This is a genomic window from Streptomyces sp. NPDC048479 (genome assembly GCF_040651435.1).
Taxonomy (GTDB): domain Bacteria; phylum Actinomycetota; class Actinomycetes; order Streptomycetales; family Streptomycetaceae; genus Streptomyces.
The window spans coordinates 30,353-57,126 of the sequence record NZ_JBEZKA010000028.1; the positions used below are offsets into that span (position 1 = coordinate 30,353).

Annotated in this window: 28 protein-coding genes; 19 read left to right on the forward strand and 9 right to left on the reverse strand. The window is 70.2% G+C overall.

The window, feature by feature from the left end; translation table 11 throughout:
- Positions 1–22 precede the first annotated feature (22 nt).
- The 8 genes from AB0D12_RS32550 to AB0D12_RS32585 all read left to right on the forward strand — a co-directional run bounded on the left by AB0D12_RS32550 (position 23) and on the right by AB0D12_RS32585 (position 9,825).
- Positions 23–2,386, forward strand: a complete 2,364-nt coding sequence (locus AB0D12_RS32550) for a hypothetical protein (protein WP_362690916.1) — start codon at positions 23–25, stop codon at positions 2,384–2,386.
- 109 nt (positions 2,387–2,495) lie between these two features.
- Positions 2,496–3,791, forward strand: coding sequence for a hypothetical protein (locus AB0D12_RS32555; protein ID WP_362690919.1), 1,296 nt, complete (start codon positions 2,496–2,498; stop codon positions 3,789–3,791).
- A gap of 296 nt (positions 3,792–4,087) precedes the next feature.
- Positions 4,088–5,095 carry a serine/threonine protein phosphatase gene (locus tag AB0D12_RS32560; protein WP_362690922.1) on the forward strand — a complete coding sequence of 336 codons (1,008 nt, stop codon included), beginning with the start codon at positions 4,088–4,090 and terminating at the stop codon, positions 5,093–5,095.
- Positions 5,092–6,288: a lipopolysaccharide kinase InaA family protein gene (locus AB0D12_RS32565; RefSeq protein ID WP_362690925.1), complete on the forward strand. Its 1,197-nt coding sequence runs from the start codon at positions 5,092–5,094 to the stop codon at positions 6,286–6,288. Before AB0D12_RS32560 ends, AB0D12_RS32565 begins: the two co-directional genes overlap by 4 nt.
- A 58-nt stretch (positions 6,289–6,346) precedes the next feature.
- Entirely contained in the window at positions 6,347–7,057 is a 711-nt protein-coding gene (locus AB0D12_RS32570) for a vWA domain-containing protein (protein WP_362690928.1), read from the forward strand.
- Positions 7,054–7,476, forward strand: a complete 423-nt coding sequence (locus AB0D12_RS32575; protein ID WP_362690931.1) for a hypothetical protein — start codon at positions 7,054–7,056, stop codon at positions 7,474–7,476. Before AB0D12_RS32570 ends, AB0D12_RS32575 begins: the two co-directional genes overlap by 4 nt.
- A 22-nt stretch (positions 7,477–7,498) precedes the next feature.
- Entirely contained in the window at positions 7,499–8,617 is a 1,119-nt protein-coding gene (locus tag AB0D12_RS32580) for a hypothetical protein (RefSeq protein ID WP_362690934.1), read from the forward strand.
- A 440-nt stretch (positions 8,618–9,057) separates the two neighbouring features.
- Positions 9,058–9,825, forward strand: a complete 768-nt coding sequence (locus AB0D12_RS32585) for an NPP1 family protein (RefSeq protein ID WP_362690937.1) — start codon at positions 9,058–9,060, stop codon at positions 9,823–9,825.
- Between the two features lie 118 nt (positions 9,826–9,943).
- Here the strand turns inward: AB0D12_RS32585 and msrB are convergent, their stop codons facing one another.
- The 4 genes from msrB to AB0D12_RS32605 all read right to left on the reverse strand — a co-directional run bounded on the left by msrB (position 9,944) and on the right by AB0D12_RS32605 (position 13,191).
- Positions 9,944–10,351 (reverse strand): peptide-methionine (R)-S-oxide reductase MsrB, encoded by a 408-nt coding sequence (gene msrB / locus AB0D12_RS32590; RefSeq protein WP_362690940.1) that lies wholly within the window; start codon positions 10,349–10,351, stop codon positions 9,944–9,946.
- A 21-nt stretch (positions 10,352–10,372) separates the two neighbouring features.
- Entirely contained in the window at positions 10,373–11,770 is a 1,398-nt protein-coding gene (gene murC / locus AB0D12_RS32595; protein WP_362690943.1) for a UDP-N-acetylmuramate--L-alanine ligase, read from the reverse strand.
- A gap of 82 nt (positions 11,771–11,852) precedes the next feature.
- Positions 11,853–12,323, reverse strand: a complete 471-nt coding sequence (locus tag AB0D12_RS32600) for an indole-3-glycerol phosphate synthase (protein WP_362690946.1) — start codon at positions 12,321–12,323, stop codon at positions 11,853–11,855.
- 106 nt (positions 12,324–12,429) lie between these two features.
- Positions 12,430–13,191, reverse strand: a complete 762-nt coding sequence (locus AB0D12_RS32605; protein ID WP_362690949.1) for a pyrimidine reductase family protein — start codon at positions 13,189–13,191, stop codon at positions 12,430–12,432.
- Between AB0D12_RS32605 and zapE the strand changes: the two genes are divergently transcribed.
- From zapE to AB0D12_RS32630, 5 genes are all read left to right on the forward strand, one after another.
- Positions 13,190–14,299 carry a cell division protein ZapE gene (gene zapE / locus AB0D12_RS32610; RefSeq protein WP_362690952.1) on the forward strand — a complete coding sequence of 370 codons (1,110 nt, stop codon included), beginning with the start codon at positions 13,190–13,192 and terminating at the stop codon, positions 14,297–14,299. The two genes, AB0D12_RS32605 and zapE, sit on opposite strands and share 2 nt — an antisense overlap.
- A 53-nt stretch (positions 14,300–14,352) precedes the next feature.
- Entirely contained in the window at positions 14,353–14,778 is a 426-nt protein-coding gene (locus tag AB0D12_RS32615) for an OsmC family peroxiredoxin (protein WP_362690955.1), read from the forward strand.
- A 131-nt stretch (positions 14,779–14,909) separates the two neighbouring features.
- Positions 14,910–16,292, forward strand: a complete 1,383-nt coding sequence (locus AB0D12_RS32620) for an alkaline phosphatase PhoX (RefSeq protein WP_362690958.1) — start codon at positions 14,910–14,912, stop codon at positions 16,290–16,292.
- Positions 16,293–16,333: 41 nt separating this feature from the next.
- A complete protein-coding gene (locus tag AB0D12_RS32625) occupies positions 16,334–16,540 on the forward strand; it encodes a solute carrier family 23 protein (RefSeq protein WP_362690961.1) in 207 nt (68 codons plus the stop codon).
- An 87-nt stretch (positions 16,541–16,627) separates the two neighbouring features.
- On the forward strand, positions 16,628–17,578 hold the full coding sequence (locus tag AB0D12_RS32630; RefSeq protein WP_362690964.1) for a PPK2 family polyphosphate kinase: 951 nt from the start codon (positions 16,628–16,630) through the stop codon (positions 17,576–17,578).
- A 6-nt stretch (positions 17,579–17,584) separates the two neighbouring features.
- Here the strand turns inward: AB0D12_RS32630 and AB0D12_RS32635 are convergent, their stop codons facing one another.
- Entirely contained in the window at positions 17,585–17,998 is a 414-nt protein-coding gene (locus tag AB0D12_RS32635; RefSeq protein WP_362690967.1) for an organic hydroperoxide resistance protein, read from the reverse strand.
- 98 nt (positions 17,999–18,096) lie between these two features.
- Between AB0D12_RS32635 and AB0D12_RS32640 the strand changes: the two genes are divergently transcribed.
- Positions 18,097–18,609 carry a MarR family transcriptional regulator gene (locus AB0D12_RS32640; protein WP_362690970.1) on the forward strand — a complete coding sequence of 171 codons (513 nt, stop codon included), beginning with the start codon at positions 18,097–18,099 and terminating at the stop codon, positions 18,607–18,609.
- Between the two features lie 60 nt (positions 18,610–18,669).
- Here AB0D12_RS32640 and AB0D12_RS32645 read toward each other — a convergent pair whose 3' ends face one another.
- The gene (locus tag AB0D12_RS32645) at positions 18,670–20,097 is read right to left on the reverse strand and encodes a S1 family peptidase (protein WP_362690973.1); all 1,428 of its coding nucleotides are present in this window, start codon (positions 20,095–20,097) and stop codon (positions 18,670–18,672) included.
- A 154-nt stretch (positions 20,098–20,251) separates the two neighbouring features.
- Positions 20,252–20,737, reverse strand: coding sequence for a cupin domain-containing protein (locus AB0D12_RS32650; RefSeq protein ID WP_362690976.1), 486 nt, complete (start codon positions 20,735–20,737; stop codon positions 20,252–20,254).
- 351 nt (positions 20,738–21,088) lie between these two features.
- Here AB0D12_RS32650 and AB0D12_RS32655 point away from each other — a divergent pair, with 351 nt between their 5' ends.
- A complete protein-coding gene (locus AB0D12_RS32655; RefSeq protein WP_362690979.1) occupies positions 21,089–21,601 on the forward strand; it encodes a MarR family transcriptional regulator in 513 nt (170 codons plus the stop codon).
- Between the two features lie 102 nt (positions 21,602–21,703).
- Complete coding sequence (locus tag AB0D12_RS32660) at positions 21,704–22,576, forward strand: polysaccharide deacetylase family protein (RefSeq protein ID WP_362690982.1); 873 nt, start codon at positions 21,704–21,706, stop codon at positions 22,574–22,576.
- A gap of 85 nt (positions 22,577–22,661) precedes the next feature.
- Here AB0D12_RS32660 and AB0D12_RS32665 read toward each other — a convergent pair whose 3' ends face one another.
- Positions 22,662–22,865, reverse strand: a complete 204-nt coding sequence (locus AB0D12_RS32665) for a hypothetical protein (RefSeq protein WP_362690985.1) — start codon at positions 22,863–22,865, stop codon at positions 22,662–22,664.
- A 99-nt stretch (positions 22,866–22,964) separates the two neighbouring features.
- Positions 22,965–23,642, reverse strand: a complete 678-nt coding sequence (locus AB0D12_RS32670; RefSeq protein WP_362690988.1) for an AIM24 family protein — start codon at positions 23,640–23,642, stop codon at positions 22,965–22,967.
- A gap of 72 nt (positions 23,643–23,714) precedes the next feature.
- Here AB0D12_RS32670 and AB0D12_RS32675 point away from each other — a divergent pair, with 72 nt between their 5' ends.
- The 3 genes from AB0D12_RS32675 to AB0D12_RS32685 all read left to right on the forward strand — a co-directional run bounded on the left by AB0D12_RS32675 (position 23,715) and on the right by AB0D12_RS32685 (position 26,773).
- The gene (locus AB0D12_RS32675) at positions 23,715–24,431 is read left to right on the forward strand and encodes a peptidyl-tRNA hydrolase (RefSeq protein WP_362690991.1); all 717 of its coding nucleotides are present in this window, start codon (positions 23,715–23,717) and stop codon (positions 24,429–24,431) included.
- 108 nt (positions 24,432–24,539) lie between these two features.
- A complete protein-coding gene (locus AB0D12_RS32680) occupies positions 24,540–25,301 on the forward strand; it encodes a DUF4142 domain-containing protein (RefSeq protein ID WP_362690994.1) in 762 nt (253 codons plus the stop codon).
- A gap of 128 nt (positions 25,302–25,429) precedes the next feature.
- The gene (locus AB0D12_RS32685) at positions 25,430–26,773 is read left to right on the forward strand and encodes a DUF692 domain-containing protein (protein ID WP_362690997.1); all 1,344 of its coding nucleotides are present in this window, start codon (positions 25,430–25,432) and stop codon (positions 26,771–26,773) included.
- Position 26,774 lies beyond the last annotated feature (1 nt).

A 26,774-nucleotide genomic window follows, 5' to 3' on the forward strand; every position in this document is an offset into this window, starting at 1 on the left:
CCGCTCCGGAAACCCGAAAGTCATGAGCGAGGAAACCCCAGTAAGCAAGGCCCCCGCCGACAAGGCCGCGCCCGAGCGCGCCGGTGGCGTGCCCGTCGGGGACTCGGCTGCTCCGAAAGACCCCAAAGACCCCAAAGACTCGAAGGAGACCGGAGAAACACCGGTCGAGCAGCGCCCCGCGGGCGAGGAGCACGACGGCCCGGTCAGCGAGTCGGATGCACTGCGTTCGCTCGCCCAGGGCGCGGGCCGGGACGAGGACGAACGCTCCGAGTCACTGCGCGCGGGCGCCATTGCCGACCTCATCGCCGAGCGTCTGAACGCTGACGCATCGGGCACCCGGATCGGCACACTCGCTCTGTTCAACGACTCGGTCAGTTTCGGCGGCGGGTTCCACACGGACGGCAGGCGAACGACCGGCACGCGGGCGCGCGGCGGCACGTCCGTCCTGGCCGTGGACGCCAACGAACTCACCGAGCACACCGACCTGTTCGTCCAGCCCGAGGGATACGACGAAGCGCTGGACGCCCTCCGCGAGCACCGGATCCTGGTACTGACCGGGGCGCCGGGCAGCGGACGCGAGGCCACCGGAGTGAATCTGCTCGCCGAGGCCATGGCGCTCGGCGGGACCGGCGACGGCGGCTGTCATCGGCTGCTCGCCCCGGCAGTGATCCTGGAGTCCGGCTGGACGCCTCCCGTGAAAAACGGCGGCTATCTCGCCGTTCTGGAGGACGGGCCCGCGGGCGTACGGGAGTTCACCGCGACGTTCGGCGTCCGGTCGGCAGCGGGAACCCGGCTGCGCAGCACGGCGGCAGCCGACGGCGGGGTGGGTCAGCTCGCCGCCGTGGCCGCCGCCCTCCGGGCATCGGACAGCCATCTCGTGCTGATCGGGGGGCGCGACCTCGCGAGGGCCGCGGCCGGACCCGGCGGGGACACGGTCGGCCGGCACGAACTCGCACCGGTCGATCCGCAGACGATCGTCGAACGCCTGGTCCTCGGCCACGGCGGTGACCCCGGCGCCCGGGCAGAACTGTCGGCGCTGCTGGAATCCACCGGAGCCGTGGGTGCACTGCGCGAACAGCCCGCGGCCCGGCACGCCACCGACCTGGCCAAGGTGATCCGCGCGGGCGGCGATGTCGCCGCCGCCGTCGCCGCGTTGCGCGATCCGAGCGAGCAGGTGCGCGGCTGGTTCGACCGGTTCCGCGAACCGGAAGCACTCGCGTTCGCCCTGGCGTCGGCCGTGCTGGAGGAGTGCAGCTATCTGACCGTCGCCGACGCGGCGGTGGATCTGTGGCCGGCTCTCACCCCGCCCGACGAGCCCCTGTACGACCTGCGCTTCCGGGACCGGCTCGGTCATGAACAGCAGTGGATCCGGCTGGACTTCGGCGACGGACCGGCTGCCACGGGGCCCCCGCGCGTCCGCTTCCGCAGCCCGCTCCTCAGCCAGGTGATCCTGGCCTACGCCTGGGGCACGCTCGACAGCCACCGCCGTTCCGTCCTCGCCTGGCTGCGCCGCCTGCTCACCCACGCCGATGTCGAGGTGCGTGCCCGCGCCGCCGTATCCGCCGGAGTGATCGCCTGGGCCGACCACCACTACGCGGTGCACCGCTTTCTCACTTCGTGGGCGAGCAGCACGTCCTGGCCGCTCAGGCAAAGCGCGGCCACCGCACTCGGAGTGGCGGGCAGTCGCCCCGAATCGTCCGAGGCGGTCTGGCAGTTGCTACACGAATGGGCGCGCGGCGGCACCTCCGCCGGCCAGCGGCGACTCGCGGGCACGGCGGCGAACGCCGTCGGCGGGCTCCTCGGCCGGGACGCCCCCGAGCGGGCCGTTGCGGTGCTGCGCGACGCGCTGGACCGCGAGGACGACTGGGGCACACTGCCGTCCGTCGCCTGGGGTGGGGTGCACCTCGTCCACCAGGGTCAGGCGGGTGTGCTGCTGAACGCCTACCTGGACTGGTCCGAACCACAGGATCTGTCCCCCATGGTGGTCAAGTCGCTGTCCGCGTTCGTGTTCGCCGTGTCCCAGCCGTACGAGGAGCGGGCCGGCGGCCCGGACGGCGGTGGGCCCGCCGGCGTACCCGGAGCACCGGTGCTGCTGAGCGGGCTGCCGCGACATGCAGAGCCGCTCGCGGAACTGTGGGCGCGGGCCCTGGCCCGGCGGCCGGTCCAGGACACGGCGCTGGAAGCGCTGCGCGCATGGACCGACGACTACGCGGACAAGTGCCCCGGCGCTCTCGATTCCATCGGAGCGCTGCTCGTGGGCATCGCCCGCCGGCCCGGCCGGCACCGCGAACGACTGCTGTGGTGGCTGGCGAAGTGGGCCGGCGACCGTGAGAACCCGTCCGCCAGGGCACAGGAACTGCTCCGTCTCCTGGAGCGCAGGACCTGAGCCCGGGCATCACCCGACCCGGCCCTCAGCGGAGGGCGGGGAGTCCCCCTGCGGCCGTCCCCGGACAGCCGCAGGACATGTCCTCCAGCACAGAAAGGAGAGGGGAACCGTGGAGGAGCAGAGCTACGACCCCGTGCTCGGCAGCGAGGAACTCGCCCGGTGGCGGCTGATGAACCCGTTGCGCCCGCCGGCCCCCGGCCGCGCGCTGGTCCTGGTCCGTGACAGCGGGCCCTCGCTGACCATCCACAGCGGCGAGGAGATCCCCTCGTCCCGGTTCGGCGCATACCTCAAGGTGTTCACCGTCGACATGACCGAGCATCGGCTGATCCTCGACATCCCGCTGCTCAGCCGTGATCCCACGTTCTCCTTCCGCAGCCGTGTCGACCTGGTGTGCCGGGTGGCCGACCCGGCACGGGTGGTCTCGCGCGGCATCCGCGACATGAGCGGGGCGCTCTACGGATTTCTGCGCAAGACCCTGCGCGGTGTCGCGCGCGACTACGACATCGCGGAGTTCCACGAGGCCGAGCAGGCTCTGAACTCGGCGCTGGCCGGCTTCACCGGCGACGACGCCGTGCGGCTGCGCGGCATACAGATCGAACTACTCGTCGACGAGGACGAAATCACCGCCAGCGGGCGGGAGTTCCGCGATGTCGTGCGCGAGACCAGGCTCGCCGGGATGCGCCGGAAGCGGCACCTGGACATGATCCGCGAAGAGGGCGTCGACGGACTCATCGCCGAGATCATGGAGAAGGAGGGGGCGCGCGCGGCGCTCGCCTGGATCGAGAAGGGCGAGGCGGAGAAGCGCGAGGTCCGCCGCGAGGTCATGCGCATGATCCTGGAACGCGGCGACGCCGACCGCGAGCCCTTCGAACAGGCGGAGCTGGAACGCGCCGTCCTCGACGAAGTCCTCCGTGACGGGGACGGCCTGTTCGACACGGCGACGCGCCGCGGCCGGCTTCGCGGCACGATGCCCCGCGCGCTGGAGGCCGACCGAGGAGACGACGAACCCGTCGCGGGCTCGGACGCGTCCGAGCCGGTCCTGGGCGAGGTGGTCCGCGACCGGTACGACGACGGCGGAAGTCGTGCGGGCGGCGACCGCACATCCCGCATACGCAGAGACGGTGACAGGCGCCCGGACGGGCGGGCCGCGTCGCGCGAGCCCGCGAGTGGTGGTCGCGGCGGTTCGGACTCCGCGCGCGGGCGCGGCCCGGCAGGTACCAGCGGCCCGCCGGCGGACGAACCGCTGCCGCCGGAGCACGGCGAGTCCGGTCCGTCCCGTGCCACCGGCCCGTCCGGGCCGGGAGGCGCGGACGGGCCGGTGGCACGGGTCAGCCGGATCCGCGGAACCGCCAAGCGTCCGCGCGGAGGAACGTCCGGCACCAGTCGCGACGAGGAGGGGCGATGACCCAGGACGACATGCGACCCCACCGGACCCCGGGGGTTCCGCCGGGTGCGCCCCGCTCCCCCGCGTACCCGCCCGGTGCGCACACGGGCTCGCCCGCTCCCGGAGCACCGGTACCGGCTCCGGGTCCCCCTCCCCGGGCGCAGAGTCCGCGCGGGCGCGGCTCCGTGCCGTCGGCGCCGGCCCCCACGGCGGAGCCGCCAACAGATGGGCCACGGCCGCAGCACCCGCCGGTCGCAGAGCAGGCCGAAGGGCGGCACCGACGGGACCCCGGCACGGACCGAGCCGCGCCTCCCGGGATGATCTGGACCAAGGACAACCCGGGCTACCAGGGATTGTCGGTGTGGACCGAGCGGGTGCCCGGACGCGGTGAGGACGCGGAACCCGTCGTCGCCCACCATATGGATACCGCGCAGGGGCTGCTCGCCGTGTTCGACGGCTCCGGCGGATCCGGCGCCGCCCCCGTGTGGCAAGCTCCGAACGGAGAGTCGCGCACCGGAGCCTGGGTGGGCGCCCGCGTCGCGCGACTTGCCACCGACTGCTGGTTCCGCGAGGTCGCGACCGGCAGTGAACCCTCGGGACCGGAGTCCCTGCACACGTACTTGGACTACTTCCTCTCCAAGTCACCGCAGCGACGCAGCAAGATCAGCGGCACTATGCGCCGACTGCTGCCCACGACCCTCGCGGCCGTCCACTACCGGATCGTCCGTGACTCGGTCGACCTCCAGCCACTGTGGGCGGGCGACTCGCGGGCGTACGTTCTGAGCCCTGCGTCCGGGCTGCAGGTCCTCACGCGCGACCACACCCGGGAGAGCGACGCACTGGCATTGCTGCGCTCGGACCCGCCGATGACGAACCTGGTCTGCGCGGACCGTGACTTCATCATCGACAGCCAGCTGCTGGCGTCCTTCCCGCTACCGTGCGTCCTCGTGGTGGCGACCGACGGTTGGTTCGGCTATGTCCAGACCCCTTCGGACTTCGAGGGCATCCTGCTGCAGACGCTCGCCGAAGCACACGACGAGCGGGACTGGGCGGATCTGCTGCGCCGGAGAGTGCAGGGCTACACGGCGGACGACGCCTCCCTCGCCATCGTGGCCATCGGCCACTCGGGCTTCGGCGAACTGCGGGGCCGGTTCGCCGCCCGCCTGGCCGAGCTGCGGGACCGGTACGACCGCGGGCGGCGGTCGGGCGAGAGCGATTCCCCGGAGTCTGCGGCCCGCGCACGCGCCTGGCACGAGGACATCTGGCACGCCTACCGCGCCGGTTACGAAAGCTGCCTGCCGCCCGCACCCGAGGAGCGCGCATGAAGTACGGGGCCGTCATCGGTGGCTACCGCATCGTCAGTGAGCCCACGAACGCCAACGGCGGCAAATGCATATGGGCGTTCGCCGAGCGGGACGGGGCACAGTACTTCGTCAAGCAGTTCCTTGAGCCCAAGCGCCCGCGGGACGACGACACCAGGGACACCCCGAGCCTGCGCATCCGGCGTGAGCTGGCGCGGGAGTTCGAGGACCGCCATCGCACGATCATGGAGCGGCTGCGCCCGGACGCCCGCGGCGGCGGCAATCTCGTCCTCGCCACCGACTTCTTCCACGAGGGCAGCACCTACTACAAGGTCACGGAGCGGATCGACACCTCGAGCCTGGAGAAGCCGCAGGCCCTCGAACCACGCCCGAAGACGGTGCTGCTCAAGACGCTCGGTATGAGTCTGAAGCAACTGCACGACATCAACATCGTGCACGGCGACCTCAAGCCGCTCAACGTGCTCGTGCAGAAGCGCGACGGCGCCGCCTTCCACACGGCCAAGCTGATCGACTTCGACGACTCGTACGTCGCCGGAAGTCCGGCCGGTCGCACCGACGTTGTGGGCGACACGGCATACGGGGCACCCGAGTGGCGCCGCTACATGCAGGGGGACGAATCGGTCACGGCCGAGCATCTGACGTGTGCGGTGGACGTGTTCGCGCTCGGCCTGATGACTCATGTCTATCTGACGGGCGCGCTCCCCGGGTTCGACGCACGCTTCGGTTCACCGGCCGACGCAGTGAACGCGGGTGAGCACCTGCAGCTGAACACCCGCCTGTCGGACGCGATGCTTGGCCTGCTCCGCGCGATGACCGCACGGGCTCCGGGCAGTCGCCCCAGGATGGCGACCTTCCTGAAGGCGCTGGCCGACCCGGAGGTGTGCGCACTGCAGCATCGCCGTCCGGGCACATCGCTCCCGGAGGAGAAGGCGGGCACGGGAGAGCGCCCGGGCCCCGGTGGCAAGCCGCGTACCAGCCGCATCAAGACCAATCCGGCCTCCAAGGGGCGCCCGGGCGGCGAGAGCTCACCAGCCGCGAAGGCCGGCCCGCCCCCGCCGCGCACTCCCGAGCCCGCGCCGAGGCCCGACGAGCCCGCTTCCGGGCCTGCCCGTGAACCGGCGGCCGCCGCCGAAGCCGCGCCGCCGAAGCCGTCCCGCGTACGGATCAATCTCGGGGACCGCGGCCGCCGCCGCTGACTCCGCCGGACCGCGGCGGCCCCCTGCCACCGCCCCGCTACACCGCGAGGAGAACCACGTGAACGCCAACATCGAGCAGTACCAGGGCAATCTGCAGTACGCAGTCGACATCGTGCTGTGCATCGACGCGACGGCCAGCATGTACCCGGTCCTCGACAGCGTGAAGTCGAGCGCTCTGCAGTTCCACGACCGGCTCAACGACGTCATGGGCAAGAAGGGCAAGTCGATCAGCCAGCTTCGCGTCAAGGTCATCGCCTTCCGGGACTTCGGTGATGACCCGGGAAGCGCCATCGAGAAGACCGGATTTCTTCAACTTCCCAGTCAGTCAAGCGACTTCGAGCGGTTCCTGGAAGGCATCGACGCCGACGGCGGCGGTGACATCCCCGAGTCCGGCCTGGAGGCCCTCGCCCTGGCCATCAACGCGCCCTGGGAGACCGGGCTGGACCGCAGGCGCCATGTGATCGTGATGTTCACCGACGCCCCGGCCCACCCGCTCGGCACCGTCGGCGCATCGGCCCAGGGATACCCGGCGGGCATCCCGCGCACCATCGACGACCTGTTCGAGCAGTGGGGTTACGCGCGCAGCCAGACCGCGGTCATGGAGCAGTCCGCCAAGCGGCTGGTTCTGTTCGCCCCAGAGGAGGCGCCGTGGTCGGACCCCATCGCCGAGGAATGGGACCTCACGCTGCACTTCGCCTCCAAAGCCGGCGAAGGGCTGGAGGAGTTCGAGATGGACGAGATCATCGAGACGATCGCGAACAGCCTGTGAATCTCAGTTGGGACGACTTCCGCCTGACGTACCAGGATCACCGGCTGGAGCTCGTGTGGCCCGGGTTCTCGGTGCTCGAGGCCGAGTTGGACCGCTGTGTCTCCGCCACGTTGGCGCAGCGAGGGCCGGACGGCGGCGCCCAGCTGGTGTTCCAGTTCCGTGACTCGGACCGTCCGGTGCCGGGCCTTCTGGTGATCCGGGTGGACGTCCCGGCCCGGTATGCGGACGGGGCGCATATTTTCACGGAGTGGCTTCAGCATCGGCACGGTGTGCCCGAGCACGCGCAGGAAGCAGCCGAGGACACCGTGCTGGAGCAGGTACCGCTGAATTCTGCTGCTTGGATCGCCGCCCCGGCCGGTCCGGCGTCCGACGAGCTGTTCCACGATGTGCTGACACGCATCGCCATGGACACGGACTGAGACGAGTAGAGGGAGTAACGGGGTGGCCACGTCGCCAAACTGGCGCTGCGCGGACTGCGACACGTTCAACGATCCCGGGGACCGGGCGTGCACGATCTGCGGCAGCACCCGGCGCAGCACCGCGCACGCGCGAGACTCCGCAGCGCCGGGGGCCACCCCGAAGTCCCCCCGAAAGACCGCGCCGAGGACCGGGCCGAAGCCTCCCCCGAAGTCCGGACCGAAGCGGCCGGCCGCCAAGCCCTCGGCCGACTGGCGCTGTTCCAAATGCGACACCAACAATGCATGCACCGACCTCAGCTGCATCGTGTGCGGCACGGGCTGGAAAGCAGCGACAGCGAGGAAGCCGACGGCCAAGAAGCCCGCGGCGGGTACGGCAGCTCCCAAGAAGGCGGCGCCCAGGAAGCCGACGCCCAAGCGCACCGCCACCCCGCCGGGCACCGCCCGACCGCGGCCGTCCACCGCCGGGACAACTGCTCATACAGGCTCATCCGGCACGCGGCGGACCAGCGGCACAGGTTCCCGCGGCACGGCCCGGCCGTCGCCCGGCACTCCCGCCGAGGGCGTCTTCTTCCCGTCGACGCCCACTGCCGGCTACACACCGCCCACAGCCGCGCCAGCCCCCGCGCCCTCCCCGGCTCCCGTCTACACGCCTCCACCTTCCCCGTACACCCCCTACACTCGCGCTCCGGCGAAGGAGTCCAACGGCTGTGCCAAGGGATGCCTGGGGCTGGTCGTCCTGGCGGTCCTGCTCACCCTGTTCTCGGACGGATGCAGGAATGCACTCGACTCCGCCGACGGAGACGGTGACGGCTCCACCCCGGCGGCCACCTCCGATCCCTGCCCGGAGCGGATCGCTGCGAAAATCCCCCAGGGCGACGGCGCTGAGCTGGCCGAGGCGTTCCGTACCGGCAACAAGCAGATCACTCTGTGCCGGACCACCGCGGGAAAGCTGTACTACTTCGGCGAGTTCAGCGACCGGCGCGAGAAGGGCATCGCCATGGGCGCTGAGGAGACGGCCGACGGCTATGAGGCGCGCAACGGTCCGTACCGTTACGTGATCCACAGCGGGGTGGTCACGATCTACGAGTCGGGCAGGCAAATAGGCGAGGAGGACGTGACGCCGGAGCCTTCGCCGTCATGACCTCCGGCCCCGCCTCAGCCCGCGTCCGGCTCCAGCCGCAGCGAGATCGAATCCCCCCCACCAGCCTGCCGCCGACCGCCGCCCGGGAAACCGGGGCTACGACTGTCCGGCGCGACTGTCTGCTACCTCGACAGAGTCCTGCACGCCGTCGACGCCCGGACCGGCGCGGACCGCTGCGTGCCCAGGGCGTAGCGGCCGACGCCGCCCGACGGTGCGTCAACTCGCCGTACCCGCCCAGACCTTGACTGCTACGCCCACCCCGCCCCACCTGCTCCCCCCCGGGGCTTCGCCGAAAGCCGGCCCCAACTCCTCTGTATTGGCCTACCTTTCATCGCTCTGACACCTCTCGAAGCTCAACGCGTCAACGAGATTGGGCGAGGTTGAGCTGGGCATGCCAAACGGGCCGTGTGCCCCACACCCCGGCCCATCAGGAGGACGCAGTGAAGAAGAGCTCGCGCATCCGCAAGATCCCACTCGTCGTCGGCAGCGCCATCGCGCTGGTCGTCGCCTTTCCGGGCAGCGCCCTCGCCGATCCTCCCAGCGCCCTGCCCGCCAATGCGGACGGACTGGAGCAGACGTTCCAGCCGGCCTACGACTACGACGTGGACGGCTGCTACTCCACTCCCGCCATCGGCCCCGACGGCACCATCAACCCCGGCCTGAACACAACCGGGGCCGTCAACGGCAGTTGCCGCGACTCATGGGACCTCGACAACACCAACGGATACGCACGGTCCAAGTGCAACAACGGCTGGTGCGCGATCATGTACGGCCTCTATTTCGAGAAGGACCAGGCCGTGGCCGGCAGCGGACTCGGCGGACACCGCCACGACTGGGAGCACGTCGTGGTGTGGACGCAGAACAACCAGGCGCAGTACGTCTCCACCTCCGCCCACGGCAACTTCAACACCTACGGCCGTGACCAGATCCGGTGGGACGGGACGCACCCCAAGATCGTCTACCACAAGGACGGCATAAGCACGCACACCTTCCGCCCCGCGAACTCCAACGACGAGCCGCCGGAGAACCACTACCACGGGTGGCAGTTCCCCAGGCTGGTCGGCTGGAACGGCTACCCCGCGGGCCTCCGCGACAAGCTGAGCCAGGCCAATTTCGGCAGCGCCGTCTTCGGCCTCAAGGACGGCAACTTCAACTACCACCTCGAGAAGGCCAAGCCCGCCAACATCCCGTTCGACCCCAACGCCTGACGGGCAGGGCGGGGATGGCCGCAGCACTTCAGCTGCCACCCCGCCGTGTCCGTGCCGGGAGGACCTGCCGTGCCCGTGCCCGGGAGGACCTTGGTCGTACGGCAGCGGGACGCCCCGCTCAGGCCTCGTCCGGCGCCAGCGTCAGCGAGATCGAGTTGATGCAGTACCGCTGGTCCGTCGGCGTGGGATACCCCTCGCCCTCGAAGACGTGGCCGAGGTGCGACCCGCACCGCGCGCACCGCACCTCCGTGCGGGCCATGCCGTGCGAGCGGTCCTCGATCAGCTCGACCGCGTCCGTGTCCTTCGGGTCGTAGAAGGACGGCCAGCCGCAGTGCGACTCGAATTTCGTGTCGGAGCGGAACAGCTCGGCGCCGCACGCCCGACAGGAGTAGACACCCGCCGTCTTGGTGTCGGTGTACTCACCGACGAAGGCGGGCTCGGTGCCTGCCTTGCGCAGGACCTGGTACTCCGCGGGGGACAGCTCGGCACGCCACTGCTCGTCCGGCTTGTCGACGTCGTACGACATGAAAATCGGCTCCCTCAGGTTCTACCTACCGGCCAGACGGGCCAGGATGACCGGACCGAGGTCCGTCACGTCACCCGCGCCCATAGTGAGAACCAGATCGCCCGGCTTCGCCATTCCCGCGATGACGTCGGGGACAGTCGCCTTGTCGTGGACGGCCGTGACATCGGCGCCGGCCGTGCGGGCCGCGTCGATGATCAGGGCGCTGGTGATGCCCGGGATCGGGTCCTCGCGGGCCGGGTAGATGTCGAGGACCACCGAGGCGTCCGCCAGCGCGAGCGCCTGGCCCATCTCCGTGCCCAGTTCCTGCGTACGGGAGAAGAGGTGCGGCTGGAAGACGACCAGCAGCCGGGCGTCCGTCGCCGCACCGCGCATGGCCTCGAGGTCGGCGGTCATCTCGGTCGGGTGGTGCGCGTACGAGTCGATGACCTGGACGCCGGCGGCCTCGCCCTTGAGCTGGAGGCGGCGCTTGACGCCGGTGTACTTGCCGATGGCCGAGGCGAGATTGTGCGCCGGGATGCCGAGGGCGACGCCCGCGGCGAGGGCGGCCACGGCATTGTGCGCGTAGTGGCTGCCGGGGACCGAGACGGTGAAGGTGAGGAACCGGCCACCGAGCAGAACCGTGACCTCGCTGGTGAGGCCGCGCGGGGTGACCTTGTGGACGCGGACGTCGGCGGACTCGGACTCGCCGTAGGTGACGACCTTCAGCGTGGACAGGTCGCGGACGCGCGCGGTGAGCTCAACAGCGCCGGGCTGGTCCGCAGAGATCACCAGCGTGCCGCCGGGGATGACCTTGCCGACGAAGGTCTCGAAGGAATCGTAGATCTCGTCCATCGAGGCGTAGTTGGCGTGGTGGTCGAGCTCCACATTGAGGACGATCGCGACCTCGGGGGTGTACTTCTGGAAGCTGCGGTCGCTCTCGTCGGCCTCGGCGACGAAGATATCGCCCGCGCCGTGGCGGGCGTTCGTCCCCGGCCCTTCGAGGTCGCCGCCGATCGCGTACGAGGGGTCGAGTCCCAGCTCGGTGAGGGCCACGGCCAGCATGGACGTCGTGGTGGTCTTGCCGTGGGTGCCGGCGACGGCGATCGAGCGCAGCCCGGTCATCAGCGAGGCCAGCGCGTCGGAGCGGTGGACGACCGGCACGGAGAGCTCGGTCGCGCGCGCCAGCTCCGGGTTGTCGGCGCGGATCGCGCTGGAGACTACGACGCAGCTGGCGTCGGTCGCCAGGTACTCGGCCGCGTGCCCGATGTGGACGGTGGCGCCGAGCGCGCGCAGGGCCTCCGCCGTGGCCGACTCCTTCGCGTCGCTGCCCGCCACCTTCGCGCCGCGCTGGGCGAGGATCTTCGCGATGCCCGACATTCCGGCGCCGCCGATGCCGATGAAGTGCGGGCGTTCCATGGCGCTAGGGACGGCGGGTGCCATGCGTGTGTCTCCCCAAGATGTACGAGTAGAGATGTACACGTAACGCTGTGCGAGTGCGTGCGAGTACGTGCGGGGCTCCAGCCTATTCGCTGTGCGCGAAGAGCTTGAGCACGGGGACGCCGACCTTGTGGCGGGCCCGGGAGGCCCAGTCCCGGTGGAAGAACTCCTCCACATAGTGCGGCGCGGTCAGCACGATCACCTCGTCGGCGCCCGATTCGTCCACCACGGACTTCAGCTTGTCCAGCGGATGGTCCTCGACGACCTGGCCGACGGCCTCGCAGCCCGCCGCCCGGAGCGCCCCGAGCGAGTGCTCCAGGGCGAGCTCGGCGGGGCCCTTGGCATCCATTCCCTCGGGCTCGTCGCCTTCGCGGACCGCCTCCTTCAGTTCGCCGAGTGCCACGTCGTCGATGGCACGCAGCAGGAGATCGGCCTGATCGCCTCGGGGCTGCATCAGCACGATGAAGGAGATGTTCTCCTCCCCGTGCAGAGTGGTGACGAATTCAACGTCCTCGGAGGTCAGGGGCTTCTCGATCATCAATACGCTTGTGAACACGTCAGGAGCCCTTCTGCGGAAACCATCCTTCCCCGTGCCCGCACGGGGTCTGCGAGAGTAAGTGTGCCTCGCGGCAACTAACCGGAACGGTAAATTCCGCCGATTGTCAGATGCGACGGTAGCGGGTGAAAAGGAACCCTGCCTCCTCCAGTACCGATGCCAGGGCGAACCTCTCCGGAACAGCCAGCGCCGGTCCGCCCGCGATCCGTTGCGCGTCCCCCGCCGTCAGTGTCGGCGACAGGCTCAGACACAGCTCGTCCAGCGCCCCGGCCGCCACGAACTGGCCCAGCATCCGTGGCCCGCCCTCGGTGAGCAGCCGGACCAGTCCCCGCTCGGCGAGCGCCCGTACCGCCCTGGGCGGCTCCACCCCGGGGCCGTCCCCGGCGATCACCACCTCCGCGCCCGCCTTCTCCGCCTCCCGGATACGGTCCGGGGGCGCCGCGGCCCCCGTCAGCAGCAGCGTCGGAACGAGCGGCTCGGCGAACAGCGGAAGCGAGAAGTCCAGGTCGAGCGAGGCGCTGACCACGGCGATGGCGGGGGCGGGACCCTGGCCGGCCGCGGCCCGGCGCTCGGCGAAGGCCTCGCGGGCACGGGCGGGGCGGTAGCCCTCAAGGCGTACCGTTTCCGCGCCGACCACGACCGCGTCGGCGAGACCCCGCAGGGTGCCGAAGATCCGCATGTCCGTGTCGGAGGAGATCGGCTGGGAGCGGCCCTCGTGCTGGGCCGCCCCGTCCAGCGTGGAGACCATGTTCGCCCGCAGCCAGGGCCCGCCCCCGTCCGGATACCCATAGGCGTCGGCCAGCTCGTCCAGGGACCACTCGCGGTCCACGGCGGCTGTCTGATCGGTCACAGGGAACAGGCGTCGCATGCTGAGCAGTCTGGCACGGCCCTTACAGTTGGGAACTGTGTCGACAAGCCCCATAACCGAAGCGGCCCCACTGTCCCTGTGCGCCCGCGAGCCGCGCGTACCCGCCGACCGCCTGGTCGCCGAGATGGTGCCGCCGCCGCGCTTCGACTCGGTGCGCTTCGACACCTACGTCCCCGACCCGAACCAGCCCAGCCAGACCGAGGCGGTCACGGTCCTGAGCTCCTTCGCGGCGGGCCTCGGCGGGGCACACGCGAGCGGCGCCGCCAAGCGCAAGTGGTTCAGCAAGAAGCCCGCGACCCCCACCGGGCCGCGCGGCGTCTATCTCGACGGCGGCTACGGCGTGGGCAAGACCCATCTGCTGGCCTCCCTCTGGCACGCCACCCCGGCGGACACGTCACTCAAGGCGTTCGGCACCTTTGTGGAGCTGACGAACCTGGTGGGCGCGCTCGGCTTCCAGCAGACCGTGCAGACACTGAGCGGGCACCGGCTGCTCTGCATCGACGAATTCGAACTCGACGACCCGGGCGACACCGTCCTCGTATCGACGCTGCTCGGAAAGCTCGTCGACGCGGGCGTCGCGCTGGCGGCCACCTCCAACACGCTGCCCGGCAAGCTCGGCGAGGGCCGGTTCGCCGCCGCCGACTTCCTCCGCGAGATCCAGGGGCTCTCCGCGCACTTCCGGCCGCTGCGGATCGACGGCGAGGACTACCGTCACCGCGGGCTGCCCGAGGCTCCTCCCCCGTACTCCGACGAGCAGGTCGCCAAGACCGCGTACGCCACCGAAGGCGCGTCCCTGGACGACTTCCCGCATCTCCTCGAGCACCTCGCGAAGGTCCACCCGAGCCGGTACGGGGCACTCACCGACGGTCTGCGCGCGGTCTGCCTCACCGATGTCCGGCCCATCCCCGACCAGTCGACGGCGCTGCGACTGGTCGTACTCGCCGACCGGCTGTACGACCGGGAGGTGCCGGTGCTCGCCTCGGGAATGCCCTTCGACCGGCTCTTCAGCGAAGAGATGCTGAACGGCGGCTATCGGAAGAAGTACTTCCGGGCAATCTCGCGGCTCACCGCGCTGGCCCGGGACGCGAAGGGACTTGTGGGGCAGTAGGTTTGGGGCTTTGGGGGCCGAAAGCCCTCGTAGCCAGCAGAAGGGGAACCATCATGGCCACCACGCGTACGGCGCACACGGTCTGGGAAGGCGAGCTGCTCAAGGGCTCGGGCACCGTCACCCTCGACTCGTCGGGCATAGGCAGCTACCCGGTCAACTGGCCGTCCCGCGCCGAGCAGGCCAACGGCAGGACCAGCCCCGAGGAGCTCATCGCGGCCGCCCACTCCAGCTGCTTCTCCATGGCCCTCTCGCACGGTCTGACCGGCGCCGGCACCCCGCCGACCCGGCTGGAGACCAAGGCCGATGTGACCTTCCAACCCGGTGAGGGCATCACCGGCATCCACCTCACGGTGCAGGGCGAGGTCCCCGGTCTCGACGCGGACGCCTTCGCCGCGGCCGCCGAGGACGCCAAGAAGAACTGCCCGGTGAGCCAGGTCCTGACGGGTACGACGATCACGCTCAGCGCTTCCCTCGCCTGACCCGGCCGGGGCGCGGCGGACAAGCACAGCCACGCACAAAGGCATAGTGGCCCGCACGGTTCTCGTGTCACCGAACTGCGTGATACACACGTGCGGGTCACATCTCCTGTCCGCCAGCAGGGAGTTGCCCCATGTCCGCAACACGACGTCAAGTCCTGGCCCGTACCGGTGCGTTGAGCGCCGGGATCGCCTTCACCGGTGCTTTCTCCGAACTCTTCGCGGGCACCGCGGCCGCCCGCGGGCACAGCGGGTACGGCCCGCTCGTCCCCGACCCGGCCGGGCTGCTCGATCTGCCAAAGGGTTTCCGCTACCAGGTTCTCTCCCGCGAGGGAGATCCACTGCGCTCGGGCGAGGGAAAGGTTCCCAGCAACCACGACGGCATGTCGGCCTTCGCCGGCCGGCGCGGCCGCGTCCACCTGGTGCGCAACCACGAGAACCGCGTCACCGCCAAGATCGCTGTCCCGGCCGTCGAGGGCCTCACCTACGACCCGATGGGCAAGGGCGGCTGTACGGCCCTTGAGCTGGACAGCCGCAACAATGTGCTGTCCGAGCGCGTCGCCATCGCCGGCACGGCCGTCAACTGCGCGGGCGGGCCCACCCCGTGGGGCACCTGGCTCACCTGCGAGGAGACCGAGGACAGAGCCGGCACCAATGGCTACACCAAGGACCACGGCTTCATTTTCGAGGTCGACGGCGCCGATCCGCGCCGTACCGGAGCCGTACCGCTCACCGCGATGGGCCGGTTCCAGCACGAGGCGATCGCCGTCGATCCGAAGAGCGGGATCGTGTACGAGACGGAGGACGCTTTCGACCGGCCGTTCGGGCTCTTCTACCGCTTCCTGCCGAACAAGCCGCTCGGCGGGACGGGCTCGCTGCGCGCGGGCGGGACGCTGGAGGCGATGCGGGTGCCCGGGGTGCCCGACCTGTCCGCGATCCAGGAGACCGGCGCGAGCTTCGACCGGATCGAGTGGGTGCCCGTACCGGACAGCCAGGCGAAGGAGACCCCGGTCCGCCTGCAGGACTTCGGCCCGAAGGGCATCACACACGCCCAGAAGCTGGAGGGCTGCTACTGGGGCGGTAGCTCGGTCTACTTCGTCTCCAGCTTCGCCGTCAGCAAGGCGGGCTCGGCCGCAGACCATTTCGGGCAGGTGTGGAGGTACGAGCCGCACCGGCGCAGGCTCACGCTGGTGATCGTCTTCGGTCCGAGCACGGACATCCAGCTGCCCGGCGAATCTCCCGACAACATCTGTCTCGCGCCCAGCGGCGGGCTGATGGTGTGCGAGGACGGCGGGGGCAAGCAGCATGTGTACGGGCTGACGAAGCGCGGCGAGGTCTACCCGATGGCGCGCAACGCTCAGGCACTTACCTCAGCCGCTGCCGCGGCGGGTGGCACGTCCGAGGAGCCGGAATGGGGCGAGTTCGCGGGCGTCACTTTCTCACCGGACGGGGAGACCATGTACGTCAACTGCTATACGCCCGGCACGACGTTCGCGGTCACCGGGCCGTGGTGCTGATCCTCTGAGCCACCCGGACGGGGGCGGGTGCGGCGCAACACATGCGTAACGCATCCGCCCCACGGTCTCAAACGGGCGCGGCGGTGGCGGCACTGCCGGGAACGGTCGTCGGCGCGGCGGGCCTCATGCTCTTCGCCACGGTCACGATGGTCGGCATCAATACGCTGCGCCGGGTCGACCTGGGGCAGCGCCACAACCTGACCATCGCTTCGGTATCACGAGCGCGGCTGTCACGGCATTCGCGCTGAACCTGCTCTTCCACCACACCACGCTCGCGGGAGCCGGGATTCCGTCGCACGATCGAGGGAACGGACCGGAGCCGGAAGGGGCACGCGGTGGCCAAGAAGGACGGCAAGAAGGACGAGAAGAAGACCGCGAAGAAGCAGGCAGGGAAGGACGCGAAGGAGCGCACGGCGAAGGACAGGGGGAAGAGGCAGAAGCGGCCGACTCAACTCCGTGAGCTGCTGCGGATCCCTGGGGGCGAACCCGTCGACCTCTCCTCGTACGACCCCGGAGCCACCCCGGCCGGCCCTGCGGACAAGGCCGCCGGACTGGCGGCGACCGCCCGGATGGGTGAACGGCTCGCCGCCCTCCAGGAGCGTCTCTACGCGGCGAGCACCGCGGGCGACCGCCGCCGGCTCCTCCTCGTGCTCCAGGGCATGGACACCAGCGGCAAGGGCGGCACGCTCAAGCATGTCGTCGGCCTCTTCAACCCGGCAGGCTGCCGGATCAAGGCGTTCAAGACCCCGACGCCCGAGGAGCGGAACCACCCATTTCTCTGGCGCATCGTCAGGGCCCTGCCGGTGCCCGGCGAGATCGGGATCTTCGACCGCTCGCACTACGAGGACGTACTGATCGCCCGCGTCCACGAACTGGTCCCGCGCCGCCATCTCGGCAGCCGCTACCGCCAGATCAACGACTTCGAGGAGGAACTCGTCGAGAAGGGGACCACGGTCGTGAAGGTGTTCCTGCACATCAGCTACGAGGAGCAGCGCCGCCGCCTTCTGGCGCGCCTCGACAATCCGGAGAAGCACTGGAAGTTCAGCCCCAGCGACATCGAGGACCGCGCGCTGTGGCCGGAATACCAGAAGGCGTACGGGATCGCCCTGAAGCGCTGCTCGACGGAGGCGGCGCCTTGGTACCTCGTACCGTCCGACCGCAAGTGGTACCGCAACTGGGCGATCAGCAAGCTGCTGCTCGAGCACCTCGAGGCACTGGATCCGCAGTACCCCAAAGCCGGCTTCGATGTGAAGGAGTGCCGCAAGCGGCTGCTCGAGGCGGCCTGACCGGCGTTACTCGATGACGAGCTCGACCGGCAGGTTGCCGCGGGTGGCCTTGGAGTACGGGCAGTAGGCGTGGGTCTTCTCGAGCAGATCGCGGCCCGCCTCGCCCTGCAGGTGGTCGGGCAGCTCGACCCGCATGATCACGGAGAGGGCGAAGCCGCCGTCGGTGTCCTTGCCGATGCTGACCTCGGCGGTCACCGAGGCGTCCTTGACGTCGATCTTCTCCTGACGGCCGATGGCGCCCATGGCGCTGGCGAAGCAGGCGGCGTACCCGGCGGCGAAGAGCTGCTCGGGGTTGGTGCCCTGGCCGTTGCCACCCAGCGCCTGGGGGAAGGCGAGCGGCAGGTCGATGTGTCCGTCGGAGCTGACAGCGCGGCCTTCGCGGCCGTTGGCGGTGGCGACAGCGGTGTAGAGCGCGTCCATGAGTTGCATCCCTCTTCGTCCGTGGAGAACCGTTGACACGATAGTGACACACAATTCAGTTGTGCACAACTGAATGATGTGAGGTATACCCTGGCTCCATGGAGAAGACGACGCTGACAACCGTGCCGGACGAGGACTTCCTCCGCCTCGACCAGCAGATCTGCTTCTCGCTGCACGCCGCGTCCCGGGCCTTCAACGGCGTCTACCGGATCGCGCTCAAGGACCTCGGCCTCACCTACCCGCAGTATCTGGTGATGCTGGTGCTCTGGGAGCACGGCGAGCTGCCGGTGAAGCGGATCGGCGAGCATCTGCGCCTGGACTCGGGCACCCTGTCACCGCTGCTCAAGCGACTGGAGTCGGCGGGTTACGTGGAGCGCAGGCGCAGCATCGAGGACGAGCGCTCCGTCACCGCCCGCCCCACCGCCGCGGGCGCCGCGCTGCGCGAGAAGGCACTGGACGTACCGCGCAGGATCGCGGCGGCGACGGGTATGTCCCTGGACCAGATCCGCGAACTGCGCGCGGGCCTCGACGCGCTGACCGCCACGCTGGACACGGCCGAACTCGACGGCACGGCCGCCGACTGCGCGGCTGCCGACGAAGAGGCCGAATGACGCCCGGCCCCGGGCATCGGTCGATGCCCGGGGCCGCGTGCTGTCCTGCGGGTGTTGGTGTCAGCCGGCGTTGTGCGCCCCGCCGTTGACCGCGGCGCCGCCGTTGACCGCGGCGCCGCCGTTGACCGCGGCGCCGCCGTTGCCTGCCGCGCCGCCGTTGCCTGCCGCGCCGCCGTTGCCTGCGGCACCGGCGTCGGCGCCACCCGCGTTGCCCGCGTCACCGTTACCGGCGCCCGCGTCACCGTTGCCCGCGCCCGCGTCAGCATTACCGGCGCCCGCGTCAGCATTACCGGCGCCCGCGTCACCGTTACCGGCGCCCGCGTCAGCATTACCGGCGCCCGCGTCACCGTTACCGGCGCCCGCGTCACCGCCCGCGCCGATCTCGGCGCCCACCGCGGCCAGCGCCGTGGTCACAGGCTGGAAGAACGTCTCGCCGCCCGAGGTGCAGTCTCCGCTGCCGCCCGAGGTGAGGCCGATCGCGTTTCCGTCCTGGGTGAAGAGCGATCCTCCGCTGTCGCCCGGTTCCGCACAGACATTGGTCTGGATGAGACCCGTGACGGTGCCCTCCGGGTAGTTCACCGTGGCGTTCAGACCGGTGACCTGACCGTCCTTCAGCCCGGTGGTGCTGCCCATACGGAGCACCTGCTGGCCGACAGCCGCGTCGGCGGCCTGCTTGATCTGCACGGTCTGCCCGCCACCGACGTTGACCTCGCTCGGGGCCTGGGTCGCCGGGTCGTCGTACGTGACGAGGGAGAAGTCGCCGTCGCCCGGGAACGTGGCCGCCTGGACAGTGCCGATGGGCGCGCCGTTCTGTTCCGCGGACCACTGCTTGGCGGCGACACCGCAGTGCCCCGCGGTGAGGAAGCCGGGCTGACCGTCCTGGGTGGTCACATTGAAGCCGAGCGAGCAGCGCGCGCCGCCGCCGAAGATGGCGTCGCCGCCCGAGACGAAGGGCTTGAACTCTCCTGCCGACTTCTGGATCCGGGCCATGCCGCCGCCCAGAGACTTCACAGTCGACTCGAGTCTGTTCCACTTCTCACCTGCGACCGTGCGGTCCGCCGTGACAAGGATCTGGTTGGTCTTCGGGTCTACGGACCAAGCCGTTCCCGGGATGGTGGCCTTCTCGGCCAGTGTGCTCGCGGCGGACTTCAGTTCGCCCGCGCTGTTCTCGACGCTCCTCGCCACCGCGCCGGCCTTGTTGATCTGGTTGACGACCTTGCTGTCGTCGCCGACAACGTTGACGATGATCTGCTGCTTGGCGGCGTCGTAGTAAGCCCCGCCGAAGGCTTCGCCGAGCTTCGGGGCCAGCCTTGAGACGAGATCTGCCGCCGATGCGGCGCTCATCGTCTTCGGGTTCGACGGTGCCGCAGAACCGGAACCGGACTGCGAGGCGTTGGCGTGGGGCAGCAGGATGGCCGCTGCGGCGATGCCCGCCGCTCCGGCTCCCGCAAGAACGGCTTTGCGCTTGGGTATTCGCCTGTGACTCAACTCGTCGCCTCCTGTAGGGGGGTGCGGAGTCCGGTTGCCGACGGAAACCGGGGGGACGCGTCCGACCCTTGATACGGATGGGGCGGGAGTTGTACTCATCGCCGTTGCAAAAGAAGTTTCCTGACGAACCGTCAATCAGGCTTCCTCGGGGCCTTCATGACGGCAGTCGGCTGCCGCACCGGCTGCAGTAACGTGCGCCGATCTCCTCGGCCGGAAGATCGCAGCCGGGACAGATCCGGTTGAGCAGACATGCTGCTTCGCCGCCTTGCGCCACGGCGGCGCTGCGGATGGCGAGACCCGGACGGCGGCAGTGCACCGTCACATAGACCAGTCCGTCATCGTCGGCGAAGAGCGCACGACGGACGCCACGCGGCAGCCAGGCGACGCACCCGGCCGCCAGCTCCTGCCGCGCACCGGTGTCCGTCTCCAGTCGGCCGCTGCCGCTCAGCACACACAGCAACACGTCGAGATCCGGTTCGACATGGCCGGCGACCCGGGCGGCGGGCAGCATGCGGATGATGTTGGCGTCCAGCTGCCGCCCTTCCTCGGAGAGGCGCCACAGAGCACCGCCCCGGTCGGCGGGCAGGTCATGAAGCAGGTCGGCGATGTCGGCGAGCACGCCGGCGGGGGGCACAGCCATGTCGTTCCTCCTGAGCACAAGGTCCTCGGAGAGCGGCACCCACGCCTTCGCCACGGAGGACCCGGCCGACAGGCAGGCGTACGGTGTTGAGCTGCGTCACGGTGCCAGTGCCGCCCCCGAGCAGAGGCCCGGCATCCAACGGGCCCTCCGTTCGGGCATCATTGCACAGTGCAAGAGAAACAGCGCACCTTGTGACTCTCCTGCCGTGGCTACCGGCTCGACGCCGAGGATCCTGGCGTTCGGGAGCCGGTTGTGGCGGTCGGCACGGCACGCAGGGGGAAGTACGCAGGGCGCGACCGCGATGTTCAACAGCGCTCCCACCAGCGGGGCGGAGCAGGATAGAAAGAGGCCATGACCGAACAGACAGCTGCCGCCGGCGGGATGGACGACGTGGAGGCGGTGACCCGAGCCGTGCTGACCGCGTCCCGGCTGCTGGTCGCCGTGTCCGCGCGATCCCTGGCCTCGGTCGAGGACCGGGTGACGCTCCCGCAGTTCCGGCTGCTGGTCGTGCTGTCCACCCATGGCGCCGCGAAGCTCGTGCTGCTCGCGGAGCGGCTCACGGTCAGCCCGTCGACCGCGATGCGCATGGTGGACCGGCTGATCGCCATCGGCCTGGTGGACCGGCAGACCAATCAGGACAACCGGCGTGAGACGGTGCTTCAGCTGACGCCGGAGGGCGTGCGCATCGTCGAGGTCGTGATGGCCAGGCGCCGCCGGGAGATCGCGTCGATCGTCGAGCGCCTGGCCCCCGAGCAGCGCGCGGCGCTGATCGCGGCACTCACCGCGTTCAGCGAGGCGGGCGGGGAACCTGATGCCCCTTCGCGGCCGGTCGAACTCCACCCGCTGGGCTGGACGGGAGGCTGAGCCCGCCTTCTGACGGGATGTAACCCTGACGCGCGTGCGCCGTGCGCTCCTACAGTCCGACTGATCAGATAGTTTCCGTCGGTGATCACTTTTGTACGAAGAATGATGACCGCTGCCGTGATGGGCGCCGTGCTCGTCGGCTGCTCCAGCGGCAACGGTGGCGGTTCCGCCCAGCCCCCACCCCGCAGAACGGACGCGGCCGCTTCCGCAAAGGCCGCAAAGCCCGGGGAGCCCGGGGAGCCGCTCACGGACAAGGTGCGGAAGGCTCCGACCCTTGCGCCCGGGCCCGGCGGCCTGACGCCCGTTTTCGAGCGCGCACCCAAGTCGGCCGCGAAGGCCGAGAAAACCGTCGCACTCACCTTCGACGCCGACATGACCGCCGACCAGGGGCCCCGGGCCGCGCGTGGCGAGCGTTTCGACAACCCCGCCCTGATCGCCTCGCTCCGGAGGCTCAACGTCCCTTCGACGGTCTTCATGACCGGCCGCTGGGCCGAGGAGTACCCGTATCAGGCGAAGGAGATCGGCAACGACCCGCTGTTCGAAATCGCCAACCACTCCTACAGCCACTACGCCTTCAAGTCGCCCTGCTACGGCCTGCCGCTGGTCGCGAAGAACGCCATGCCGGCCGAGGTGGACAGGGCCTTCGCCGCGTTCAAGAAGGCCGGGGCCCGGAATGTGGTGCCGTACTTCCGCTTCCCCGGCGGCTGCTACAACGACGCGGCCCTGCGAGCCCTGGCTCCGGCGAAGGTGACCGCAGTCCAGTGGGACGTCGTGAGCGGCGACGCCTTCGCGACGGACGGGGACGCCGTCGCCGAGCAGGTACTCAAGGGCGTGCAGCCGGGGTCGCTGGTGGTGATGCACTGCACGCGCAGCGCCGCGCCGGTCACGGAGCAGGCGGTCCGCAAGATCGTCCCGGAGCTGCGCAAGCGCGGCTACCGCTTTGTGAAGGTCTCCGACCTGATGCGGGGTGCGTGAACGCGCATGGTTGACCGAGGCCGTCCGACGGCCTGTCCGTCCTCGATCGCCGCACGGGCCTGATCATCACCGCACGGGCCTGATCTCAGCCCGAGCAGGCCGTCCGCTGGGCCTCCTGCCACTCGCAGACGGGGCAGAGCGTCGCGCCCCTCACCGACTCCGGGTACTCGGTCGGCTTCCGGCACAGCACGCATTCGGCGAAGGGCGGCCCGCCGGCCGCCAGGGGCGCGGCCGCCGGTGTCTCGCAGTACGGCTCCTGCGGCTCGTCCTGCTGGTGCGGCTCCTCCATGCGTACGAGGTTAACTCTCGCCGTCCGCGCCGCGGAGCGAAACTCCGCGCAGCACCCATGGTCCGCCGAGGCCGTAACGGCGGCCGACTCCTTGGAGTTTCAGTTCGCTGCCGCCTTCTGCGGCGTGAGCTCGCTGGGCCGTACGATCACGAATCCCTCGCCCTGGAGCATCAGCTGGACGGCCTCGCCGGAGCCGCCTCGGATCATCGAGCCGACCGACTGCGAGCGGTGCAGTGAGGTGTGCAGCTGAGCACTCCAGCCGACGACCGCGTCCGTGTCGACGTACACAGGCTGCTGCGCCGTGACGGGTATCACGATGGGGTTGCCCTCGCAGACGACGGCGAGCTTTCCGTAACCGGTGAAGACGCTGTTGAAAATGCCGCCGCCGGCCATGCCGGCGCCCTTCACGGTCTTGATCTCGTACGAGAGGGAGGCGTCGAAGCAGAGGACGTTGCGACCGTTGACGGTGAGCGCATCGCCCTGCTCGATATCGACGATGAAGCAGTTCTGGGCCTCGTGCGCGAACCAGGCCTCTCCCTCCCCACGCACCGCCATCAGCGGCAGGCCCTCGCCCGTCATGGCGCGCTTGAGCATGCCGCCGATGCCCTGGCCCTTGCGCTCGAACTGGAGCTTTCCGCGGAAGGCGACCATTGATCCCTGCCGCGCGTGCATCTCGCCGTTGACGGCGTACTTGACCGATTTGGCGTTCTGCAGACTCATTCCGGGCACGGAAGCCTGCTGCGCCATGTTCTCCGAGGCAAAGAGATCGCTCTTCATGGCGTGCATCGTCGCCCGGAGGCCTCCGTTCCGCCAATAATCCCGACCGGAACGGCTGGCAGACTGGGCTGTGTGAGCAGCGACGAAACCCTCCCCGACAGTCCCTTTCGGCACGAAATCACCTCCCGTGACGAGGCCCCGCAGTTCGTCCTTCCGCTGGTGGTACACATCGAGAAGGCCGAACCCCCGGCCCGTACCGACGCGCTGGAGTCCGCTGCCCGCGCCGTGCTCGACATCCTGAGCGACGAGCGTTCGCTGGGCGACGGCGAGTGGGCGCAGCCGATGCGGGACTGGCAGGACGCCCGGATCCGCAAGGTGGTTCGGCGGGCGCGCGGCGCCGAGTGGCGCAAGGCCGCGGGGCTGCCGGGCATCACCGTGACGAGCGGGACCGCAGAGGTACGGGTCTTCCCGCCCGTCCCGCTGGACGGCTGGCCGAAGGAGCTGGCCAAGCTCCAGGTGTCGGGCACGGATCTCGACGATCCCGAGCCGCCCGCCGCGCCCGATCTCACCGCTCCGGTGCTGTGGCTGAGCCCGGATCTGGACATGTCGGCGGGCAAGGCGATGGCGCAGGCCGGCCACGGTGCCCAACTCGCCTGGTGGGAGCTGTCGGAGGCGGACCGCAAGGCGTGGCGCGAGGCCGGCTTCCCGTTCTCGGTGCGCACCGCGGAGCCCGCGCACTGGCGGAAACTCACGGTCAGCGGCCTGCCGGTGGTGCGCGACGCGGGCTTCACCGAGATCGCTCCGGGCTCCTGCACGGTGGTCGCGGACCATCCGTCGCTGAGCGCCTGAACACTGGGGCCCCGCGTTACGTACCTCTGTGTACCGCCAAGTAGGTTGAACGCTGTTTCAGCCGGCGGTTGATCTGCCGTGGAACGTATCGGCTCAGGAGGCACTTTGTTGCGGCGCATCAACGGGACAGCACTCATCATCGCGGCCCTGGTCGCCACGGTAGGCGCGCTGGCGTTCCCCGTGTGGTCGTACGCGGACCGTTCCGGCACCGGCCAGGACAATCTCAACGCCGCGGCCGTCTCGACCCAGTGGGGACCGCTCACGGCCACGGACCGAGACTTCCTGATCAAGGTCAGGCTGGCCGGACTCTGGGAGCTGCCCGCAGGACAGCAGGCAATCGAACGCGCCCCGACCAAGGCGATCAAGGACGCGGGCGACCACCTCATCGTCGGCCACACCGACCTCGACAAGCGGGCGCGCGACGTGGCGGCGAAGCTCGGCGTCGAACTGCCGAACCAGCCGAACGAGCTGCAGCAGGGCTGGCTGCAGGAGCTGTCGGCGGCGAGCGGCGAGGAGTACGAGCGGAAGTTCGCGAACCTGCTGCGCAACGCGCACGGCAAGGTCTTCGCACTGATCGCCCAGGTCCGGCACACCACCCGGAACACCCTGATCCGGCAGCTGGCGACCGACGCGAACCAGACGGTCCTGGACCACATCACCATGCTGGAGGGGACCGGATTCGTCGACTTCGACGCCATCGCCAACGAGGCGGCCGGCACGGCGACGGCCAGCCCGACAGGTCCGCCGCCGCCGAACGGCAACCTGCCGCCGCAGCCGGCACCCGTGTCGCCGAGCGGGGACCAGTCCTTCACCTCGCGTCCGTCCACCCAGCCGGGAGCACCGACAGCGATCAACACCAACCGTCCGTGACCCGTCGGTAACTCCGGTCCGCCGGAACCTCAAATCAACCTCTGAACGTCCCCTCCTCTGGATTCACCGCCGTCCGGCGGGGCCATAGGCCCTGCACGCACCGTCACACGGCACGGGGGAGGGGACTCATGGAACTCGGTATAGGCATCGGCTGGCGCCCGGAGATCGCGGACACGGTGGAGGAACTGCCAGGCGTCGACTGGGTCGAGGTTGTCGCGGAGAACATCTGCCCGGGCCATCTGCCCGCCGCCCTGACCCGCCTGCGCTCGCGCGGCGTCAAGGTCATCCCGCACGGCGTCTCGCTGGGCCTCGGGGGCGCGGACCGCCCGTCCGAGCAGCGGCTCGCCGACCTGGCGGAGCGGGCGACGGCGCTCGGCGCGCCCCTGGTCACGGAGCACATCGCCTTCGTACGGGCCGGTGGCGTGCTCACTGCCTCGCCGCAGCTGGAAGCGGGCCATCTGCTGCCGGTGCCGCGCACCTGGGACGCGCTGAAGGTGCTCTGCGAGAACGTCCGTATCGCGCAGGACGCGCTGCCGGTGCCGCTGGCTCTGGAGAACATCGCGGCACTGATCGCCTGGCCGGACGAGGAGCTCACCGAGGGCCAGTTCCTCGCGGAACTGGTCGAGCGCACGGGCGTACGCCTGCTGATCGACGTGGCCAACCTCCACACGAACCACGTCAACCGCGGCGAGGACCCGTCGGCGGCGCTGGACGAACTGCCGGTCGAGGCGATCGCGTACGTCCATGTCGCGGGCGGCATCGAACGCGACGGCGTCTGGCACGACACCCACGCCCATCCGGTGACCCAGCCGGTCCTGGACGTCCTGACGGAGCTCCGCTCCAGGGTGTCCCCGCCGGGGGTACTGCTGGAGCGGGACGACGACTTCCCGCCCGCGGCCGAGCTCTCGGCGGAACTGACGACGATCCGCGCAACGTTGGCGGCAGCCGCGGCCCCGGGCCCGCACGGGGGGCGCTCGACGGCTTCCGGCCCGCGCGGGGAAGCCCGCGCCCACGAGGTGCCGGAAGCCCGCGGCCAGGTCGAGACGGGTCGGTGGAGCTCTCCTGCCCCACGAGAGCGCGTCGCCCTCGACCAGGCCGCCCTTCTCTCCGCACTCGTCGCCGGCACCCCCGCCCCCGAAGGCTTCGACTCCCGGCGCCTGCGCGTGCAGAGCCGCGCCCTCGCCGCCAAGCGGGCCGATGTCGTCGCCAAGGTCGCGCCCGAGCTGCTGGAGATACTCGGCGCGGGCTATCGCGCCGCGTTCCTTGCGTACGCCAAGTCCCGCCCCATGCGCGCCGGGTACCGCCGCGACGCGCTCGACTTCGCCGAGCAGCTCCTCGTCGCCGGGCGGCCCGAGGACGACAACGCCCGGCGCCTGCTGACCCGCTGGTGGGAGGAGCGCGTCGCGCCGCATCCGCCGCGCCGCTCGACCCGTCTCGTACGCGCGGCCCGTGCCGCTCTTGTCAGGAGGTGAG

Excerpts from the sequence above, each read along its gene's own strand:
- AB0D12_RS32685 (WP_362690997.1), top strand. The coding sequence starts at position 25,430 with ATGGAACTCGGTATAGGCATCGGCTGGCGCCCGGAGATCGCGGACACG.
- zapE (WP_362690952.1), top strand. The coding sequence starts at position 13,190 with ATGCTGAGCAGTCTGGCACGGCCCTTACAGTTGGGAACTGTGTCGACA.
- AB0D12_RS32615 (WP_362690955.1), top strand. The coding sequence starts at position 14,353 with ATGGCCACCACGCGTACGGCGCACACGGTCTGGGAAGGCGAGCTGCTC.
- AB0D12_RS32550 (WP_362690916.1), top strand. The coding sequence starts at position 23 with ATGAGCGAGGAAACCCCAGTAAGCAAGGCCCCCGCCGACAAGGCCGCG.
- AB0D12_RS32565 (WP_362690925.1), top strand. The coding sequence starts at position 5,092 with ATGAAGTACGGGGCCGTCATCGGTGGCTACCGCATCGTCAGTGAGCCC.
- AB0D12_RS32670 (WP_362690988.1), bottom strand. The coding sequence starts at position 23,642 with ATGAAGAGCGATCTCTTTGCCTCGGAGAACATGGCGCAGCAGGCTTCC.
- AB0D12_RS32660 (WP_362690982.1), top strand. The coding sequence starts at position 21,704 with ATGATGACCGCTGCCGTGATGGGCGCCGTGCTCGTCGGCTGCTCCAGC.
- murC (WP_362690943.1), bottom strand. The coding sequence starts at position 11,770 with ATGGCACCCGCCGTCCCTAGCGCCATGGAACGCCCGCACTTCATCGGC.
- AB0D12_RS32635 (WP_362690967.1), bottom strand. The coding sequence starts at position 17,998 with ATGGACGCGCTCTACACCGCTGTCGCCACCGCCAACGGCCGCGAAGGC.
- AB0D12_RS32650 (WP_362690976.1), bottom strand. The coding sequence starts at position 20,737 with ATGGCTGTGCCCCCCGCCGGCGTGCTCGCCGACATCGCCGACCTGCTT.
- AB0D12_RS32625 (WP_362690961.1), top strand. The coding sequence starts at position 16,334 with ATGCGTAACGCATCCGCCCCACGGTCTCAAACGGGCGCGGCGGTGGCG.
- AB0D12_RS32605 (WP_362690949.1), bottom strand. The coding sequence starts at position 13,191 with ATGCGACGCCTGTTCCCTGTGACCGATCAGACAGCCGCCGTGGACCGC.
- AB0D12_RS32560 (WP_362690922.1), top strand. The coding sequence starts at position 4,088 with ATGATCTGGACCAAGGACAACCCGGGCTACCAGGGATTGTCGGTGTGG.
- AB0D12_RS32665 (WP_362690985.1), bottom strand. The coding sequence starts at position 22,865 with ATGGAGGAGCCGCACCAGCAGGACGAGCCGCAGGAGCCGTACTGCGAG.
- AB0D12_RS32620 (WP_362690958.1), top strand. The coding sequence starts at position 14,910 with ATGTCCGCAACACGACGTCAAGTCCTGGCCCGTACCGGTGCGTTGAGC.
- msrB (WP_362690940.1), bottom strand. The coding sequence starts at position 10,351 with ATGTCGTACGACGTCGACAAGCCGGACGAGCAGTGGCGTGCCGAGCTG.
- AB0D12_RS32655 (WP_362690979.1), top strand. The coding sequence starts at position 21,089 with ATGACCGAACAGACAGCTGCCGCCGGCGGGATGGACGACGTGGAGGCG.
- AB0D12_RS32640 (WP_362690970.1), top strand. The coding sequence starts at position 18,097 with ATGGAGAAGACGACGCTGACAACCGTGCCGGACGAGGACTTCCTCCGC.